The sequence below is a fragment of the Brevibacterium sp. 1718 genome, assembly GCF_051131255.1.
GTDB lineage: Bacteria > Actinomycetota > Actinomycetes > Actinomycetales > Brevibacteriaceae > Brevibacterium > Brevibacterium sediminis.
Genome location: NZ_CP186550.1, coordinates 3,865,176 through 3,882,160, shown reverse-complemented (window position 1 = coordinate 3,882,160; position 16,985 = coordinate 3,865,176). Strand labels below are relative to the sequence as shown.

15 protein-coding genes are annotated in these 16,985 nt (G+C 65.3%); 7 read left to right on the top strand and 8 right to left on the bottom strand.

All coding sequences use genetic code 11. From position 1 onward, the window contains the following. Positions 1-6: 6 nt before the first annotated feature. Both ACOZ9V_RS17440 and ACOZ9V_RS17435 read right to left on the bottom strand, forming a co-directional pair. Positions 7-1,035: a 3-oxoacyl-ACP synthase III gene (locus ACOZ9V_RS17440; RefSeq protein WP_181271498.1), complete on the bottom strand. Its 1,029-nt coding sequence runs from the start codon at positions 1,033-1,035 to the stop codon at positions 7-9. Positions 1,036-1,159: 124 nt separating this feature from the next. Continuing rightward, positions 1,160-2,188: a hypothetical protein gene (locus ACOZ9V_RS17435; RefSeq protein ID WP_181271497.1), complete on the bottom strand. Its 1,029-nt coding sequence runs from the start codon at positions 2,186-2,188 to the stop codon at positions 1,160-1,162. A 266-nt stretch (positions 2,189-2,454) separates the two neighbouring features. Between ACOZ9V_RS17435 and ACOZ9V_RS17430 the strand changes: the two genes are divergently transcribed. After that, positions 2,455-3,258 (top strand): 3-oxoacyl-ACP reductase, encoded by an 804-nt coding sequence (locus ACOZ9V_RS17430; protein ID WP_173155608.1) that lies wholly within the window; start codon positions 2,455-2,457, stop codon positions 3,256-3,258. Positions 3,259-3,360: 102 nt separating this feature from the next. On the opposite strand, the gene ACOZ9V_RS17425 is transcribed toward ACOZ9V_RS17430, so the two are convergent. From ACOZ9V_RS17425 to ACOZ9V_RS17415, 3 genes are all read right to left on the bottom strand, one after another. Then, entirely contained in the window at positions 3,361-3,930 is a 570-nt protein-coding gene (locus ACOZ9V_RS17425; protein WP_181271496.1) for a dienelactone hydrolase family protein, read from the bottom strand. Between the two features lie 14 nt (positions 3,931-3,944). Further along, positions 3,945-5,528: an FMN-binding glutamate synthase family protein gene (locus tag ACOZ9V_RS17420; protein ID WP_376904570.1), complete on the bottom strand. Its 1,584-nt coding sequence runs from the start codon at positions 5,526-5,528 to the stop codon at positions 3,945-3,947. Positions 5,529-5,674: 146 nt separating this feature from the next. After that, a complete protein-coding gene (locus ACOZ9V_RS17415) occupies positions 5,675-6,154 on the bottom strand; it encodes a TM2 domain-containing protein (protein WP_434592129.1) in 480 nt (159 codons plus the stop codon). A 233-nt stretch (positions 6,155-6,387) separates the two neighbouring features. Here ACOZ9V_RS17415 and ACOZ9V_RS17410 point away from each other — a divergent pair, with 233 nt between their 5' ends. Together ACOZ9V_RS17410 and ACOZ9V_RS17405 are read left to right on the top strand one after the other, a co-directional pair. After that, positions 6,388-7,779, top strand: coding sequence for an MFS transporter (locus ACOZ9V_RS17410; RefSeq protein ID WP_434592126.1), 1,392 nt, complete (start codon positions 6,388-6,390; stop codon positions 7,777-7,779). 107 nt (positions 7,780-7,886) lie between these two features. Beyond that, positions 7,887-8,771, top strand: coding sequence for an enoyl-CoA hydratase-related protein (locus ACOZ9V_RS17405; RefSeq protein ID WP_434592123.1), 885 nt, complete (start codon positions 7,887-7,889; stop codon positions 8,769-8,771). An 83-nt stretch (positions 8,772-8,854) separates the two neighbouring features. Here ACOZ9V_RS17405 and ACOZ9V_RS17400 read toward each other — a convergent pair whose 3' ends face one another. Next, positions 8,855-9,556: an NUDIX hydrolase gene (locus ACOZ9V_RS17400; protein WP_139909286.1), complete on the bottom strand. Its 702-nt coding sequence runs from the start codon at positions 9,554-9,556 to the stop codon at positions 8,855-8,857. A 189-nt stretch (positions 9,557-9,745) separates the two neighbouring features. Here ACOZ9V_RS17400 and cls point away from each other — a divergent pair, with 189 nt between their 5' ends. Further along, the gene (cls, locus tag ACOZ9V_RS17395) at positions 9,746-11,242 is read left to right on the top strand and encodes a cardiolipin synthase (protein ID WP_139469036.1); all 1,497 of its coding nucleotides are present in this window, start codon (positions 9,746-9,748) and stop codon (positions 11,240-11,242) included. Between the two features lie 124 nt (positions 11,243-11,366). Here cls and ACOZ9V_RS17390 read toward each other — a convergent pair whose 3' ends face one another. Further along, positions 11,367-11,807 carry a hypothetical protein gene (locus ACOZ9V_RS17390; RefSeq protein WP_181271490.1) on the bottom strand — a complete coding sequence of 147 codons (441 nt, stop codon included), beginning with the start codon at positions 11,805-11,807 and terminating at the stop codon, positions 11,367-11,369. Between the two features lie 273 nt (positions 11,808-12,080). Beyond that, positions 12,081-13,115, bottom strand: coding sequence for an agmatine deiminase family protein (locus ACOZ9V_RS17385; RefSeq protein WP_181271489.1), 1,035 nt, complete (start codon positions 13,113-13,115; stop codon positions 12,081-12,083). Positions 13,116-13,315: 200 nt separating this feature from the next. Between ACOZ9V_RS17385 and ACOZ9V_RS17380 the strand changes: the two genes are divergently transcribed. The 3 genes from ACOZ9V_RS17380 to ACOZ9V_RS17370 all read left to right on the top strand — a co-directional run bounded on the left by ACOZ9V_RS17380 (position 13,316) and on the right by ACOZ9V_RS17370 (position 16,813). Further along, entirely contained in the window at positions 13,316-14,485 is a 1,170-nt protein-coding gene (locus tag ACOZ9V_RS17380; protein ID WP_181271488.1) for a CaiB/BaiF CoA transferase family protein, read from the top strand. A 260-nt stretch (positions 14,486-14,745) separates the two neighbouring features. Then, positions 14,746-15,489, top strand: a complete 744-nt coding sequence (locus tag ACOZ9V_RS17375) for a DUF5819 family protein (RefSeq protein WP_229664072.1) — start codon at positions 14,746-14,748, stop codon at positions 15,487-15,489. Next, entirely contained in the window at positions 15,479-16,813 is a 1,335-nt protein-coding gene (locus ACOZ9V_RS17370) for an HTTM domain-containing protein (protein WP_434592117.1), read from the top strand. Before ACOZ9V_RS17375 ends, ACOZ9V_RS17370 begins: the two co-directional genes overlap by 11 nt. Positions 16,814-16,985 lie beyond the last annotated feature (172 nt).

Genomic DNA, 16,985 nt, shown 5'->3' with positions numbered 1-16,985 from the left:
AAGTCTCTACCACTCGATCTCGGTCATGGCGGTGTTGAGTCCGGAGCCGACGCCCATGCACAGGATGCGGTCGCCGGGTTTGAGGTTCTCGGCCTCACGGGACAGGGTGATGGGCAGGGAAGCGGGGCCGACGTTGCCCAGCTCCGGATAGCTCACGGGGATCCGGTCGGGATCGAGGTTCGCGGCCTTCGTGATCGAATTCGTGTGCACATCGGAGACCTGGTGCATGACGTAGCGGTCCATCTCCCGCCAGTCCCAACCGGTCTCGTGGGCTTCCTCCCACGCGGCGACGACGAGTTCCATGCCGCCGGAGAGCAGGCCCTTCGTGTCGGTGAACATTCCGTTGTGGTCGCCGACGCACAGTTCGTGATGCTGGGTGGCCGCACGGGTGATGCCGCCGAGGATGCGGTGGCCCTCCGGATGTTTGTCGGCAGGGCCGAGGACGGCGGCGGCAGCGCCGGAACCCAGGGTCAGAGACGCGAATTCGTTGAGGTATTCCTCGCGGGTGATGTCCGGACGGTTGAGGCGACGCAGCGTCGCCTCCTGAACACGGGAGGCGTCTTCGCCGGCGACGATGAGGGCGTATTCGATCTGCCCGGCGTCGATCATGTTCGCGGCCAGGGTCATTCCGTTGACGAATCCGAGGCAGGCGTTGGCGATGTCGAAGTTCATCGCCTGGGGGCCGAGTCCGATGCCGGCGTGGACGCCGACGGCCACGGACGGTTCCAGGTGTTCGCGGGTCACGGAGGTGTTGACCATCAGTCCGATGGCGTCGGGAGGGACCCCCGCCTCGGCGAGGGCCTTCTTTCCGGCCGTGATCGCACCATCGGCGAACTGGTGGGGCTCATCCCAGTTGCGGCGGGCGTACACACCGGCGACTCGTTGGAGCAGACCCTGCGGCAGGTTGAGGGATGACAGCGTATCGGCGAGGCGCTCGTCGAATTCCTGCGAGGTCACTTCGTTCGGGGCCAGGGTCTCGGTCAGGCCGAGCAGGGCCACGTTCGAGTGCCGAAATGTTGCATTGCCATTCGCCAATTGAAGTACTCATCCCTTTTCGGGTCGTTCGTCGGTGTCGATATCGGCCGCAGAGGCGCGCGCGTGACGCGTCACGACGGGGGAATTCCGGACCTATCTTACCGCCCGGTTTCTGAGATGTTCATCAGCGTGTGAACCAAGTGAAGCCGTCATAGAGCAATCCTGTGGCGGCGAGCACAGCGATGACGGCGAGAACGAGCGAGGTCACAGTGTGCGAGACCTTCGACGTCTGGAAGCGCACGGCACGCGAATACGACATAGGACGATCGGTGACGTTGTGGCCGAACTGGGCGAAGATCCGCCAATCCATGACGTCGACGAGCGACTTAGCGGCGAGGGTGAAGACGATGATGCAGCCGATGCCCATGAACAGCAGGAACACGAAGCCGAAGAAGCCGAAGTCCTTGAAGAACGTCACCACCCGGTCGCCGATGGCCACGGCGAAGGCGGAGAAGCCGTCGCCGAAGGGCAGGGCGTCGAACGAGTCGGTGATCGTGGACAGGCTGATGTTGTCGCGCACCGTCTGCACGGACCCGATGTACATGAAGATCGACGCGGCCAGGGCGACGAGCAGGTTGACGATCGAGATCGTCGCATTGTCCGGCCAGAAGTCCAGGTGCTTGATCGTGTAGGTCGCCGAGAGAGCCACGCAGATGATCGCGCCTGTCAACGCGCCGATGGTGGCCGGCAGCAGCAGGTTGTTGAAGAACACGAAGGCGACGACGGCGATGAGTGCGGCACCGAGGATGTAGGTGAACACTGCGACGGTGTCGCCGTTGGCCGCGGTGGCAGCCCGTCGGTTGGCCTCGATCATCTGGCCGGAGTGCTGGACGTTGGCGGCGAGTTCGTTCTTCGTCGCTCGCGGCAGATCGGCGTCGTCGTCGTAGCCCTGTGCGTTGTAGCCCTGCGCGTTGCTGGGAAGAACGCGGGTCTCATCCTCGCTGCTCCACGGGCGACCGGACTGGTTGTAGCCGGGCTGGCCGTAGGGGTTTTGGCCGTATCCCTGAGTCTGCGGGTAGCCGCCCTGGGCGCCGCCTCCACTGGCGGGGTTCCTGGGCTGCCATCGTCCGAGCTTCGCTCCGATGAAGTAGATGACGAAGACGACGAGAGCCGCGAGGACTCCGATGGAGATGCCGGCGCCGAGCTCGTTCATAAGGGTGACTTCCTGGGGATGGACAACGGTGGTCTTCTTTTCAGTCTATGGACTCATGCCGCTCAGAGCACGTTCCGTGGCCCATGTGCGCGCGGTTCGCAGCGATTTGCTGGTCGATCCACGGTGTTCTGAGCCGCGACATCACCGTGGATCGACCCAACATCTGTCGCGCTGCAGACCGTCTCGCGGCGCTCGGCCTCGGTGCTGGCGGTTCCTGGGTATGGTGGGGTCAGGATCCGCCCACCGACGTCCGAAGGAGACACGCGATGAGCAACCCACAGGCATTCACCTCCGAGGCTCTGCCACTCGATGAGCAGGTCGTGCTCGTCACCGGGTCCGGACGCGGCCTGGGCGCTGCGATCGCGAAGGCCTTCGCGCCCGAGGGTGCGGCCCTGGTCATCAACTACCGGTACTCTGCCGAGACTGCAGAAGAGCTCGCCGAGGCGGTCCGCGCTCGCGGTGGACGTGCCGTGGCCATCGAGGCCGATGTCACGGACTCCCGCGCCGTCGATGCCATGTTCGAAACCGCGGCCGCCGAGTTCGGTACTCCCGTATCCACTGTGGTCAACAACGCTCTCGCAGATTTCTCGTTCAACGGCGATGAACGCCAACCGGCCGACGAGATCGACTATTCGGATTTCGCCGATCAGTTCCGCGGTTCGGTCGAAGGTGCGGTCAACACGATCCAGGCCGCGATGCACGGTTTCCGCGAGCTCGGTTCCGGCCGCGTCATCAACATCGGCACCAACCTGTTCCAGGACCCGGTCGTGCCGTACCACGACTACACGGCAGGCAAGGCGGCGCTGCTGTCGCTGACCAGGACGTTCGCGAAGGATCTCGGCCCGGCCGGGGTGCGGGTGAACATGGTCTCCGGCGGATTGCTGCGCACCACCGATGCGTCCTCGGCGACACCCGAAGAGGTCTTCGACCAGATCGCGGCCGCCAGTGCGCTGCGACGGGTGACGACTCCGGAGGACTTCGCCTCGGCGGTGGTGTTCTTCGCCTCTCCCGCCTCGCGTGCGGTGACCGGCCAGAACCTCATCGTCGACAACGGCCTCGTCATGGGGTGAGGCGGCCGACTGTGACATGGGCGGGCCGCGCCCGCCAGCGTGGACGAGGCTGGACAACCGATGGTCTGCGTGCAAGGGCGTCCCGGAGCCGGGAAGTGGACTTCAGAAACGGTCGAGGAAAGCCAAAGCTCGTTCGTAGAGCAGTTCTGCGCTGTCTTCGCGGTAGTCCGGGGTGGTCGGGTCGCTGAACAGGTGGGTGCTGCCCGGGTAGAGGAAGTACTCCGCCTGCGCACCCGCCTTGGTCGCAGACTCCATGAGCGTCTCAATCGTTCCCGGGCTGCGCCAGGAGTCATCGACGGCGAAATGAGCCTGCACCGGAACCCCGGCCTGCCAGCGCGTCGGCTTCGGGAAGCCGCCGCCGTGGAAGAGCAGGACGCCGCGGGCACGCGGATCGTTCTTGCCCATCTGCTGAGCGAGGGCGGCCCCCAGCGAGAATCCGCCGAAGACGAGATCGTCGCCGAGGTCCTCGCAGGCGTCCTTCACCCGATCGACGAGGGTCGAGAACCCGAGCTCCTGGGAGTGGGCGACTCCCGATTCTGCGTCGTCGAAGGTCCTGCCTGCGTAGACGTCGGGAGTGTGGACGGCATGCCCGGCGAGGGCGAAGCGTTCGGCGATGGCGTCCATCCCGGACGTCCGCCCCAGCGCCGAGTGGAGAAGGACAAGCGTGGTCATAGGAATCCTCTCGCTCAGCGGCTGTGTCCGCGGGGGATCGAGAACGTGTCCGCGCGGGCCGTAGCCCAGTCGTCGGCCCACTCCGAGGGGGTGTCATCAAGGAGCTCGCCGGGCTTCAGCCAGTCGTAGAGGCGAGCATAGGACCAGGATTCCGAGGCCGAGACATTGCGTCGCAGCATCGTCGGCTCCAGCTCGTCCGGTGCGGCCGCACCCATCGATGCCATGAGGCGGACCGCCTCGGCGACGACTCCGTCGTGGTAGTTGCGCACACGATCGGCCTTGGTGGGCACGTCGATGGCGCGCGCTCGCCGCGGATCCTGTGTGGCGACGCCGACGGGGCATTTGCCCGTGTGGCAGGCCTGGGCCTGGATGCAGCCGACTGCCATCATCATCGCGCGGGCGGAGTTCGTGAAGTCCGCACCCTGGATGAGGCGTTTGACGATATCAGTGCCGGTGGCGATCTTGCCCGAGGCGCCGACCTTGATCTGCTTCCGCAGGCCCGCGCCGACGAGCGCGTTGTGGACGATCATCAGCCCCTGGGTCAGAGGCAGACCGACATTGTCCTCGAACTCCAATGGTGCAGCACCCGTGCCGCCCTCGGAGCCGTCGACGATGATGAAGTCCGGCAGGATTTTCGTCTCCACCATAGCCTTGACGATCGAGAGGAACTCCGTGCGCGAGCCGATGCACAGTTTGAATCCGGCGGGTTTGCCGCCGGAGAGCTCACGCATCTGCCGGATGAACTCGAGCAGCTCGATCGGAGTCGAGAACACCGTGTGTCCGGGAGGGCTGATACAGGTCTGGCCGACGGGGATGCCGCGGATCTCGGAGATCTCCTCGGTGACCTTCGGCCCGGGCAGCACGCCGCCGATGCCCGGCTTCGCACCCTGGGAGAGCTTGAGCGAGACCATCTTCACCTGCGGGTCCTGCGCCTTCTCGGCGAAGATCTCGGGGGAGAATTCTCCTTCGGGGGTGCGGGCGCCGAAGTATCCGGTGCCGAGCTCCCAGATGAGGTCGCCGCCGTGCTCACGGTGATACGGCGAGATCGATCCCTCACCGGTGTCGTGGGCGAATCCGCCCAGCGCCGCACCCTTGTTCAGGGCTCGGATGGCGTTGTTGCTCAGTGAGCCGAAGCTCATGGCCGAGACGTTGAGCAGCGAGATGTCGTAGGGCTGAGTGCACTCGTCACCGCCGATGCGCACGCGCGGTGGCCTGGGCGGATTGGGGATCGGCATGTTCGAGTGCATGAGCGCCTCGTAGCCGGCGCGGTCGACATCGTGCTCGGTGCCGAACGCGTGTTCCGAGTGGGTGCCTTTGGCTCGTTCGTAGATGGTGGTGCGGGTGTCGCGATTGAACGGGCGCCCGTCCCAATTGCGTTCGATGAAGTACTGCTGGATCTCCGGTCGGATCGACTCCAACAGGAATCGAGCGTGCCCGGCGATCGGATAGTTGCGCAGGATCGAGTGCTTCTTCTGCGTGAGATCCCATGCGGCGAGTGCGCCGAGTCCGAGCGCCGAGGCGGCCGCCGCCGCTCCGGCGATCTGCTTGCCTGCCGATTCGCCGGTGACCATCCGGACAATGGGGAATTGCCGTTTCATTGTGCCTCCTTGAACTGTCCTGATCTCGAGCCTAGACCGAGAACGTGCAGTTTTCAGGAAAGGCAGACCTGAGACAGTCGTGAACTGTCGGCGAACCGTCTCAGAACGGGCTGCCGAGACGCATCAGAACCGGAGGCTGGATCGTCTCAGAAGAGGCTGCCGAGCAGCGTTGTCACGAGCTCGTCGACCTGCATCGAATAGGCGACGATGAGGGTGAATCCGGTGGCGATCCACGCGATCTCCTTGTCCTGCGCGTAACCGCGCAGCGGCTCCCGCCGATAGCGCAGGCCGCCGGCGAGAACGATGCCGAGATCGATGAGCCACCAGATCCCCAGCCCGCCGAGGCTGAGCAGCTTGAGCGCGCCCGTGAGGTATCGGCCGGTGTAGAACCGATCAAGACCGAGGACCCCGAAGATCATCGACAGCAGCCAGGTGATGACGAAGGAGCGGTTGCCGGGCGCGTCCGCGGGCTGGCTTTCGGAAGGCGCAAGCGATTCCAGGGACGAGGTGGGGACACCGGGGGAGGGCGCGGCTGGGTTCTGTGGAGCAAAGGGTGAGTCAGAGGGTGCGGCAGAGCGGTTCGCGGGGTCTGCGCTGAGTGCGGGAATCTCGCTGGTCGCCGTCATCGCTGGCACGTCCATTCACTGCTCGTCGAACTTATGGTCTTCAGCCTAGAAGTCGCAGGGCCGCCTCCGCGATGGGGTTATCCTCCGCATCCCCGCGGTGCTGTGCGATCCCGCAGGTACACGCGGGGCACACCGGCGTCGGGTGCCCACAGCCACCCGCGGTGTCCGGACTCACACGGTCCGGGACCCGGAATCGTTTGAGCCGCGAATGCCGGAGGCATAGCGTAGGGCTCATGAGCACAGGTGAGCCGAGTCCGACGAGCACTCGGCGTACCGTAGCCGCGGTCTTCCTCGCGGGAGTCTCCGTCTTCCTCGTCCTCTACGAGACCCAGGGCCTGCTGCCGGCGATCCGCGACGCCTACGGAATCGACGGTCCGACGGCGAGCCTGACCGTGTCCGCGACGAACGTGGCCATGGCCTGTTTCCTCATTCCCTTCTCCATGCTCGCCCCGCGGATCGGCCACGCCCGCCAGATCGGTGCTGGGGTGATCGTCGCGGCGATCCTCGCGCTCGTCCTTCCCTTCACTCCGACCCCGGAGCTGCTCATCGTCGTCCGGTTCCTCCAGGGACTGGCGATCGCCTCGGTGCCGGCCACGGCCATGGCCTATCTGTCGCTTCGTCTGCCGCCGGCCGCGCTGCCCGGGGCGATCGGGGTCTACATCGCCGGCAACACGATCGGCGGGCTCTGCTCGAGGTTGCTCACCGGGCTGGCGTCGGAATTCCTCGGCTGGCACGGTGGGCTTGCGTTCACCGCGGTCGTGTCGCTGATCTTCGGGCTCATCGTCGTCTGGCTGCTGCGCCACGATCTCTTCTCCACCGCCCGCAGCCGGGCTGTCCTCGACACGGACGACTCCATTCCGTCCGACACGAATCCCACCCTCACCGAGGCGGCCGACCCTGACGCTGTCACCGCAGGTGACGGAAGTGCCAGCAATGCTCTCGCCGACGGTGACGGCGTCCCGGCCGCCACCGATGGGTCTGTCGACGACGATGCCGACTCTGCCGGCGACGCCGCCGACGACGGTGGGGCTGGGAGCGCGCAGCCGCCTCGGCGAGCGATTCCGCTGCGCGGAGGTCTGTGGAGGATCTACCTCACCGGGTTCCTGTGCATGATCGTCTTCGGCGGATCGTTCACGATGCTCGGCACCCGCCTCCAGCAGGATCCGTGGCACCTGAGCGAGGGCGCAGTCGCGCTGTTCTTCCTCATCTACCTCGTCGGCACCGTCGTCACCACGTATTACGGCCGCTTGGCCACGAAGTACCCACGCACTCGGATCACCCTGGCGGGAATGGTCATCGCGCTCGCCGGTGCGGGGCTGACTCTGGTCGATTCGCTCGTGGTGATCATCATCGGCATGTCGCTGCTCACCGCCGGATTCTTCCTTGGGCATACGGGTGCCTCCGCGGCGGCGAGTGCCGCCCGGCCGGGAGTCGACTCGACCCGGTCCGCAGCCATCTACCTCACCGTCTACTACCTGGGCACGAGCCTCGGCGCCTGGCTCTCGGCGGTCCTCTTCGCCGACTTCGCTTGGCCGGGAGTCGTCGCCATGTGCGCGAGCTCCCTCATCGTGGTCTTCGTCTTGACCCTGACCGGTGCTCCGCTAGGCTTCAGGAAACGCAGCTGATCGCTCGTTCAGTGTCGCCGGCGTCGGTGGCCTGTCGCCTGCGGCTGCGTCATGTTCCCTAACCGCCGGTGGCTTCCGCGCCGGCATCGTCGTCGAAAGGCCAGATCATGTCCGAGACCACCAACTCGACCGTCGTCTACGCGATCACCGACGGCGTCGCCCACGTCGAGATCGACCGTGCCGACAAGCTCAATTCGCTCACCCGCGAGGTCTTCGAAGACCTCGTCGAGGCGGGGCTGGCACTTAAAGGTTCGAGCGAAGTCAAGGCCGTGGTCCTGTCCGGTCGCGGTCGTGCCTTCAGCGCCGGTCTCGACTTCACCGAGATGGCCCGGATCGCCGAGGCCGGAGCAGCGACCCGCTCATTCGCTGAGGAAGCGGCCGAGCAGGCCGCCGGTGCCGGTGAACCGGAAGCGGCGGGTTCCGTGGCCACCGCCGTCGATATCGGCGAGCGGCTCGGTTCGGCCCGGGCCCTGGCGCAGAAAGCCGTGCACGTATGGTCGCTCGTCGAGGTTCCGGTCATCGCGGCGGTACGCGGGGCGGCGCTCGGCGGCGGGCTGCAGATCGCCCTCGGCGCGGACATGCGTGTGGCCGGACCAGATGCGAAGCTCTCACTCATGGAACTCAATTGGGGGATCATCCCCGATATGTGCGGCACCCAGCTGCTGCCGCGACTCGTGGGACCGGCTCAGGCGAAGAAGCTCATCGTCACCGCCGTCACGATCGGTGCCGAAGAAGCCCTGCGCATCGGCCTCGTCGAAGAGATCGCCGAGGACCCTCTGGCTCGTGCTCTCGAACTGGCAAGGCAGATCGCGGGCCAGTCACGGTCGGCACTGGTGTGGGCGAAGCGGCTCGTCGACCTGTCCTATGACTCCGACTTCAGCACCGGACTCGACGCCGAACAGGAAGCGCTCGCCGCGCTGTTGGGCACCGACGAGCAGAAGCAGGTCGTCGCCTCTCGCCTGGCCGCGATGAAGGCCCGCGCCAAGGGCTGAGGTCGAGATCGCCAGGGTCCTGCTGCGAACAGCGGGATCCTGGACTCAGGCGCGGGAAGTCGGACTCAGGCGAATGAGGTGACCTAAGAACCGCGGTTGGAGGGGAACTCCGGGCGGACTGGATCGATGATCCTCTCGGCGGTGATCGCCTCGGCGACGGTGGAGAATTCCGCGAGCTCACGCAGCAGCACGAACGTCGGACGCATGAGCTTCAGCCGTCCGGCTCCCTCGTCTGCGAGGATCCCGGTCACCGAGCGCCACTCGCTCGTGTGCGCCTCCGTCGTCTGATGCTGGGCGGCGGCGAGCTCGGGAGCCGCGATCGTATAGAAGTACGTATCGAAGCGTTTGGGCCGACCCAAGGGAGTCACCCAGTTCGCCCACGGCTTGAGCCCGGCCGGGTCGAGGACCGCGCCCGTCTCCTCCTCGACCTCGCGCACAGCGGTGGCGAGCAGGACGCGCCAACCCTCGGCATCCTCGGCGATGGTCGAATCGGACCATGCGGAGGTGTGCACCTGCGGATCGGGGACGGCGATGGTCGGTGCGATCGTCGCATCGACAGGGTCGACGCGACCGCCGGGGAAGACGACGACGCCGGCGGCGAAATCCATCGTCGACACCCGGTGCTGGACGAACACCTCGACACCCTCTTCCCCGTCGCGGAGCATGAGCACGCTGACGGCGGGCCTGATCGGGACCGCCTCGGCGTCGGCGATATCGGGACCGCGGCTCGCGCTGTCGGCGGTATCCGAACGGTCGGAGCCTTCGGGGTTGATGTCTCGAATCACATTCAGCACCTTCGCTCTCAGCAATTGATGTCTGCTTCCAGTATGCCCGGGCTCGGGCAGAGGGCCGATGGCGGGGTGGGGCGAGTGCGCGCGGGGCGGGCAGGATACGATGGATGGCAATCTGACATCCTCCATCTGAGGCCGATAACCCAACCGGTGACGAACAGGGCGGGGCTGAACGGGCACTATATGAGCAGTTTCGGGATCTATCCGTTCTTCAACATCAATCAGGCTTGGCCGAACTGGCTGATCGTCATCCTGCTGTTGGTCGACATGATCATCCGCATCATCGCGCTCGGGTGGATTCCGCACAATCGCAGGCCGTCGGTCGCGCTGGGCTGGCTGCTTGCGATCTTCCTCATCCCTTATGTGGGCATTGCGGCGTTCCTGCTGCTGGGATCGTCGAAGCTGCCGAAGCGGCGGCGGGACAAACAGTCGAAGATGAATGACCTCTTCCGCGATCAGATCCGCCACCAGGCGATCGTCGGACGCCAGGACCATATGCCCGAACCGCTGAGCACCGCAGCGCAGCTCAACTTCGATCTCGGTGCCCTGCCGATGACCCACGGCAACTCCTTCGACCTCCACGTCGACAACCACGCCTGCATGGAGGCGATGGCCGATGCCGTCGACCGAGCACAGCGGTTCGTCCACTTCGAGTTCTACATCGTCGCCATCGATGACACGACGAGGCGGCTGCTCGAATCGCTGCTGGCCGCGCACCGGCGCGGTGTGAGTGTGCGGGTCCTCATCGACCATGTGGGATCGCTGGGCTACCCGGGCTACTCGGAACTGGTGAAGAAGCTCGACGGTTCGGGCATCAGCTGGCGCCGTGCCCTGCCGATCCGCCCCTGGAGGGGCGAATACCAGCGGCCCGACCTGCGCAATCACCGCAAGATCCTCGTCGTCGACGGGGAGGTCGCGTTCACCGGTTCGCAGAACATCATCGACCGCACCTACAACAAGGCCCGCAACCGCAGGAAGGGCTTCCAGTGGAAGGACCTGTCGGTGGAATGTCGTGGGCCGGTCGTCGAAGAGCTCGATGCCGTGTTCATCACCGACTGGTATTCGGAGACCGACGAGATCCTCGACGAACCCGACAGCTTCGAGCTCGAGGCCCCCGAATTCGGCGGCGTCCAGGCGCAGATCGTGCCGTCGGGTCCGGGCTTCGAGGACGAGAACAATCTGCGCCTGTTCAACCACCTCATCTACAACGCGAATCGTCGCGTCGTCGTCTGCTCGCCGTATTTCGTGCCCGACGAGTCCCTGCTGCACGCGCTGACGACCGAGGCCAGATCGGGAGTCGATGTGCGTCTGTACGTCGGCGAGACGAGCGACCATTGGCTGACCCACAAGGCGCAGCAGTCGTACTATGACGAGTTGGTGCGCGCCGGGGTGCGGATCTTCATGTACCACGCTCCGACGGTGCTGCACTCGAAGTTCCTCATGATCGACGACGAGGTCTCGATCATCGGCTCGTCGAATATGGACGAGAGGTCCTTCGCAATGAACCTCGAGGTCACGCTCTTCATCGTCAACAAGGAATTCACGCAGCGCATGTACGACCTCGAAGCCGAACGCTATGCACCGAATTCGGTGGAGCTCAATGCGGAGGAGTGGCAGGCGCGGCCGCTGCTGAAGAAGTATCTGGAGAACGTGGCCCGCCTGACGAGCTCGCTGCTGTAGGCACCGGCCCACCAGCGGCGGATTCTGCGAACAGCCCAGAAAAAGGTGAACAGCCCTGTTTCAAACATGGGCTGTTCACCTTTTCCTGGGCTGTTGCCGACTGACTCAGCCCGTCTGCCGTTGCTCAGTCGTCGTCGGCGGCTCCTGCCGGTCCTTCGTCGTCGAGGTGACGCTCCGGATCGGTGATCGAATCCTGGGCCTTCGGCGACGGTTTGTGCTTAGCCGTGGTGTTCGACTTCGCTGCTTCCTGCGCGGCGGTGGTGCTCTTCGCGGTCGTGTCTGCCTTCGCACCAGTCGAGTCCTCGTCGCCGTCGAATTCGGAGACGGGAGTGTTCGTGGCAGCGGCGGCGTTGACCTTGTCGGCCGCGGTCTGAACGGCATCGGCGACTGCCGGCGACTTCTCGCGGATAGACTGGTTGGCCTTCTCGACGGTGTCCTGGACGCGCGGGTCGGTCCACAGATCCTGAGCCTGGGCCTTCAGCCGTTCGTAGCTCTGGCGCCCGGTGCGTGATCCCAGAATGAATCCGACTCCGAGACCGGCCAGGAGAATCAATCTCTTCTTCATGGTCTTGCTCCTCTTCGCAACTCGACGTCACCGTATTCGGCTCTGCTGTGCGACGCAGGTCCGGGCAACGATGTGGCAGCGCACGGGCACTGTGCCCTCAAGATCCAGCTTATACCGAGTCGTGCTCGTACGGGTATGGATTCACCCGCGCCGTCATCGCAGATTCTCGACGATCCCGGGTTCGGCACGCGGGATCCCGGCTCGGCACGCGCGGCCCGGGGTTGGAAAGTGGGACCTGCAGCAGGTCCCAGCTCGACTCAGCCGAGACTCGACTCAGCCGAGGCTCGGCTGCTGCTGGGTGATGCAGTGGATTCCGCCGCCGCGGGCGAAGAGTTCGCGTGCATCGACCCCGACGACCTTCCGCCCCGGGTAGACGCGCTCGAGCACGGCTGCCGCCTCGGCGTCCATCGGATCGTCGAAGGTGCAGGCGATGACCCCGCCATTGGTGACGAGGTGATTGACATACGAGTAGTCGACCCACCCTTCTTCGTCACGCAGCACCTCGGGAGCCGGGATCGGCACCACCTCGAAGGGCGTGCCGTCGGCGGCGGTCTCGGCCGCGAACTGCTCCTTGAGTGCGCGACTGAATTCGAAGTCCGGATGTTCGGGATTGCGCTGATCGTGGACGAGGACGACGCCGGGGCTGGGCATCGCGGCGACTATGTCGACGTGTCCACGGGTGCCGAAGGTCTGATTGTCCCGGTGGAGTCCGCGGTCGAGCCAGATGACCTTCTTCGCCCCGATCGTGCGCGCGAATTCGGCTTCCACATCGGCTTCGGTCAGTCCCGGATTGCGGCCGGGGTCGAGCTGGACGCTGCGCGTGGCGAGCACCGTGCCCTGACCGTCGACGTGGAATCCGCCGCCTTCGTTGCGCAGATCCGAGGACACCACGGGAGTCCCGGCGAGGCCCGCGACGAATTCTCCGATGCGCTCATCGTGATCCCACGTCGCCCACTCCTGCGCGCCCCACCCGTTGAACACCCAGTCCACAGCGTGCAGCGCACCCGCCTCGTCGACGACGAAGCTCGGCCCGATATCGCGCATCCACGCATCATCGAGTTCGGCGTTGACGAGCGTGATCTCGTGGTTGATCCCCTCGCCGAGGTGGCGCTTGGCATGATCGGTCTGTGCACTGGTCACGACGACCGTGACAGGGGTGAATTCGCTGGTGGCGCGGGCAACTGCGGCCCACGTGGCGCGTGCCGCCTCGGCCTCGGCTTCCGTGTCGCCGAGCGCGTAGCCAGAGGACGGGAACGCCATCCAGACTCGGTCCTGGGCGGCGGTCTCCGCCGGCATGTGCAACGTCATCGTTCGTCCCTTCGCTGGTGGACTGTCGCTGAGCCGAGTGTAGCCAGAATCTCGCCGAGGCGGTCGACGGATTTCGTTGCCGCCCGCCCGGCTCTCGGCTCGTTTCCGCGGACGCTCACCCCACAGGCCAGGGCGGCCATGTCGATTCCGTATAGTCAGGCGAAGAACAGGCAAGCAGAACGTGCCAAAGGAGGCATCAAGTGTCAGCAGCAGACGCAGCATTCGGACGGCAGGGGACGGGGCCGCTGGCCGGAACCATCGTGGCCGATTTCTCCCGAGTCCTCGCCGGCCCCTACGCGACGATGATGCTTGCGGATCTGGGTGCCACGGTCATCAAGGTGGAGGGGAAGACCGGGGACGATACACGTCACTGGGCGCCGCCTCGGCGAGGGGATGATGCGACGTATTTCCTCACGGCGAACCGGAACAAGCACTCCGTGGTCCTCGATTTCAAGGACTCCGACGACCTCGCCTGCGCCCAGCAGCTCGCCGCTCGTGCGGACGTACTCGTGGAGAACTTCAAGGCCGGGGGACTGGCGAAGTACGGCCTCGACTATGAGACGGTCAGCGCGGTCAATCCGGGCATCGTCTACGCCTCGGTGACGGGTTTCGGCCGCGACAATCCGCAGCCGGGCTACGATCTGCTCATCCAGGGTCTGTCCGGATTCATGTCGGTCACCGGCTCCGAGGAGTCGGGCCCGGTCAAGGCGGGTGTCGCCGTCGTCGACGTGATCACGGGACTGCACACGGCCGTCGGCATCCTCGGCGCGCTCAATCACCGGAAGGACACCGGGGCCGGTCAGCTGGTCGAGACAAATCTGCTGTCCTCGGCGCTGTCCGGGCTGGCGAATCAGACCTCGGCATACGTGGCCGGCGGCGTGGTTCCGCAGGCGATGGGCAACAAGCACCCGAGCCTCTACCCGTACCAGCCGATGCCCACTGCCGAGGGCCAGATCATCATCGCGTGTGGCAACGACAAACAGTTCGCCCGGCTGGCCGAGGTGCTCGGCCACCCCGAATGGGCGGCCGATGAACGGTTCGCGAACTTCGCCGACCGCAACGTCAACCGCGATGACCTCGAACCCGAGCTCATCGCCGCGCTGAGTGAGAAGACGAACCAGGAATGGTTCGACATCCTCACCGAGGCGGGGCTGCCCTGCGCGCCGATCAACTCGATCGCCCAAGGTGTGGACCTGGCATCGTCGCTGGGCCTCGAGCCCGTCGCCGAGGCGGGTCAGGGTGATCGCGTCATCCCCACGGTCCGCAACCCGATCCGGTTGTCCGAGACCCCGCCCAGCTACGAACTGGCACCGCCGACGCTCGGCGATTCCACGGAAGCGGTCAAGGCCTGGCTGCGGGCGGCCGAGTAGACCTCGGGCGTGCGCCGCGAATCGGCAAGTCGTCGTGCGGAAGTCATCGTGCGTCTGATGACCGCGAATGATTCTGCCGCTGCCCGGGCGGGCAGTGCCACAGCTGAAGTACCCTAGTCACTGTGCGTTGTCACCGAGAGATCTGCCAAGCGACCGATGAGGCGCGGGACCTGCGGTGACAGCAGTCGTATTCCCAAGAGAATTCCGGAACCGAGATGGACAATGAGCCGACCGAGGTCACACCTCGGAGACGTTCGGCGGTGAAACGGACCCTGATGGTCATCGCGATGGCGATCACAGGGTTCCATATCTTCGCCAGCTTCCTGTGGATCGCCCCTGCCTCGACGGCGAGGGAGGTGATTCCCGGTGACCTGCTCTCCAAATACATGATCCCGCTGTGGGGACAGTCGTGGAGCGTGTTCGCCCCCGAACCGATCAACGGCGACTACTACTTCGATGTGCGCGCGGTGATCAAGACCGACAGCGGCGAAGAGATCACTCAATGGGTGCGGGCCACCGATGTCGAACTCGACCACTCGACATACAAGCTGTTCCCGCCGCGGTCGGCGGGGCTGGGCATCGGAGTGGCCTCGGACATCAAAGGTTCGTGGGAAGATCTGCCCGACGATCAGAAGGCGATCGTCAAACTCGACTACTTCAAGGGCGACGATTCCGTCGACCGGCTGGAGACGAAGCTGGGGGAATACGACGACCCGGAGAACGCGATTCCCGCCTACCTGGAGAGCGAACATCTGGCCACGGCGTATGCGACGCAGGTGGCGAAGGCCATCTGGGGCGACGACGTCCAGCGCGTCCAATACCAGGCCGCCCGTCAGAACGTCGTGCCGTTCGCCGAACGCAACGACAAAGACGCGAAGCGTCCGAACATCCAACCCGTCCCCGTGGGATGGCGCGCACTCGTCGTCGAAGATCATCAGTCCCAAGAGGAATTCACGAAGTACTTCTGTGCCTCGGACGAAGTGAGGTGCGTCGGTGAACAGTGATGACACGACCCGCACAGGCGGGGACGACCACGATGCAGAGGTCACTGACCAGCGGACCGGCACGGCCGCCTCGGCGCAGGGCCGGGTGAAGGACTCCGCGGGCCACGCGAACGCCGGCACCGCCTCGGCGCGGAAACCGGAGAAGGACCACGGTTCGGACTCCGCCGGCCGCGGAAACGATGGGACCGCCTCGGCGAGTGATTCGGCTCCTGAATTCGGGCTGGTCCCGGTGACGACCCTCGTGCGGACGAAGCTCGCGCAGGGGTGGAACTGGCTCGAGGAGATGCTCACCGGCCGGTACCACGCGACATACGGGCTGGCGGTGACACGGATCCTCATCGGATTCGCCGGTCTCGGCCTCATCCTCACGAACTTCAGCGCTCGGCATTACACCTTCGGTGTGGGATCGGCCTGGAACGGGGAGATCGCCGAACCCAAGAGCGATTTCCCGACCATCTGGCTCTTCTCCCTCTTCCACCGAGCGGTGACGACGCCGCCGCTGTTCACGGCGATGATGATCGGGCTCGCGCTGCTGGCGATCGTCATCATCCTCGGGTGGCGCACAAGGATCGTCCTGCCGATCTACCTCGTGCTGTGGGTGAGCTTCATCGAGCTCAACGACGGGGCAGGGGATCAGGGCGACAACGCCTACCGGATGTTCATGATCGCCATGCTCTTCGCCGATACGACCCGCAGATGGTCCCTCGACGCCAGGCGGCGCGCGCGGAACCCGGAGTTCCCGGACAACGACGGCGGGCAGTGGCGCTGGGCGCTCATCATGGCCAACAATCTCGCCATCGTCGTGCTCGCGTTCCAGGTGTGCGCAATCTACATGTCCGGCGGTCTGTACAAGGCCGGAGGCGAGGCCTGGCAGCACGGATTCGCCGTGTACAACCCGCTGCACACTCAGCAGTTCGGCACGTGGCCGGTGCTGTCGGATCTGATGACGGCGTGGGGGCCGATGGTCGTGGCGATCTCGTGGGGATCGATCCTCTTCCAGTGCGCCTTCCCGTTCATGCTCTTCAACCGCTACACCCGCGTCATCGCGCTGCTGGGCATCCTTTCCTTCCACTTGGGCATCGCGCTGCTCATGGGCCTGCCGTGGTTCTCGCTGACGATGATCGCCGTCGATGCGATCTTCATCCGCGATCGTTCATTCGCGAAGGTCAGCGCCTACCTGCGGCATTGGTGGACCTCATCGGCCCCGCGGGGTGCTGGTGGGGCTGGTGGCGGTTCCGCCGGTGGCCGCGGCGGTTCGGGTGCTGCCAAGGGCGGGCCTGCGAAGACTCGTACGCGGTCGTCCGCAGGCTCTCGCGGCAAGTAACCGTCGCGCATAGCGCTCAGCAACCGGCAGATGCTGAAATGGGACACCCTGCTCTGGAATGCTCACCGAAGAAAGTGAGCGATCCAGAGCAGGGTGTCCCATTTCTGTGCTGTGCCGCGCTGCGGTCAGCGAAACAGCCCAGTTTGAGTTGAATAGCCCATGTTCAAATAGG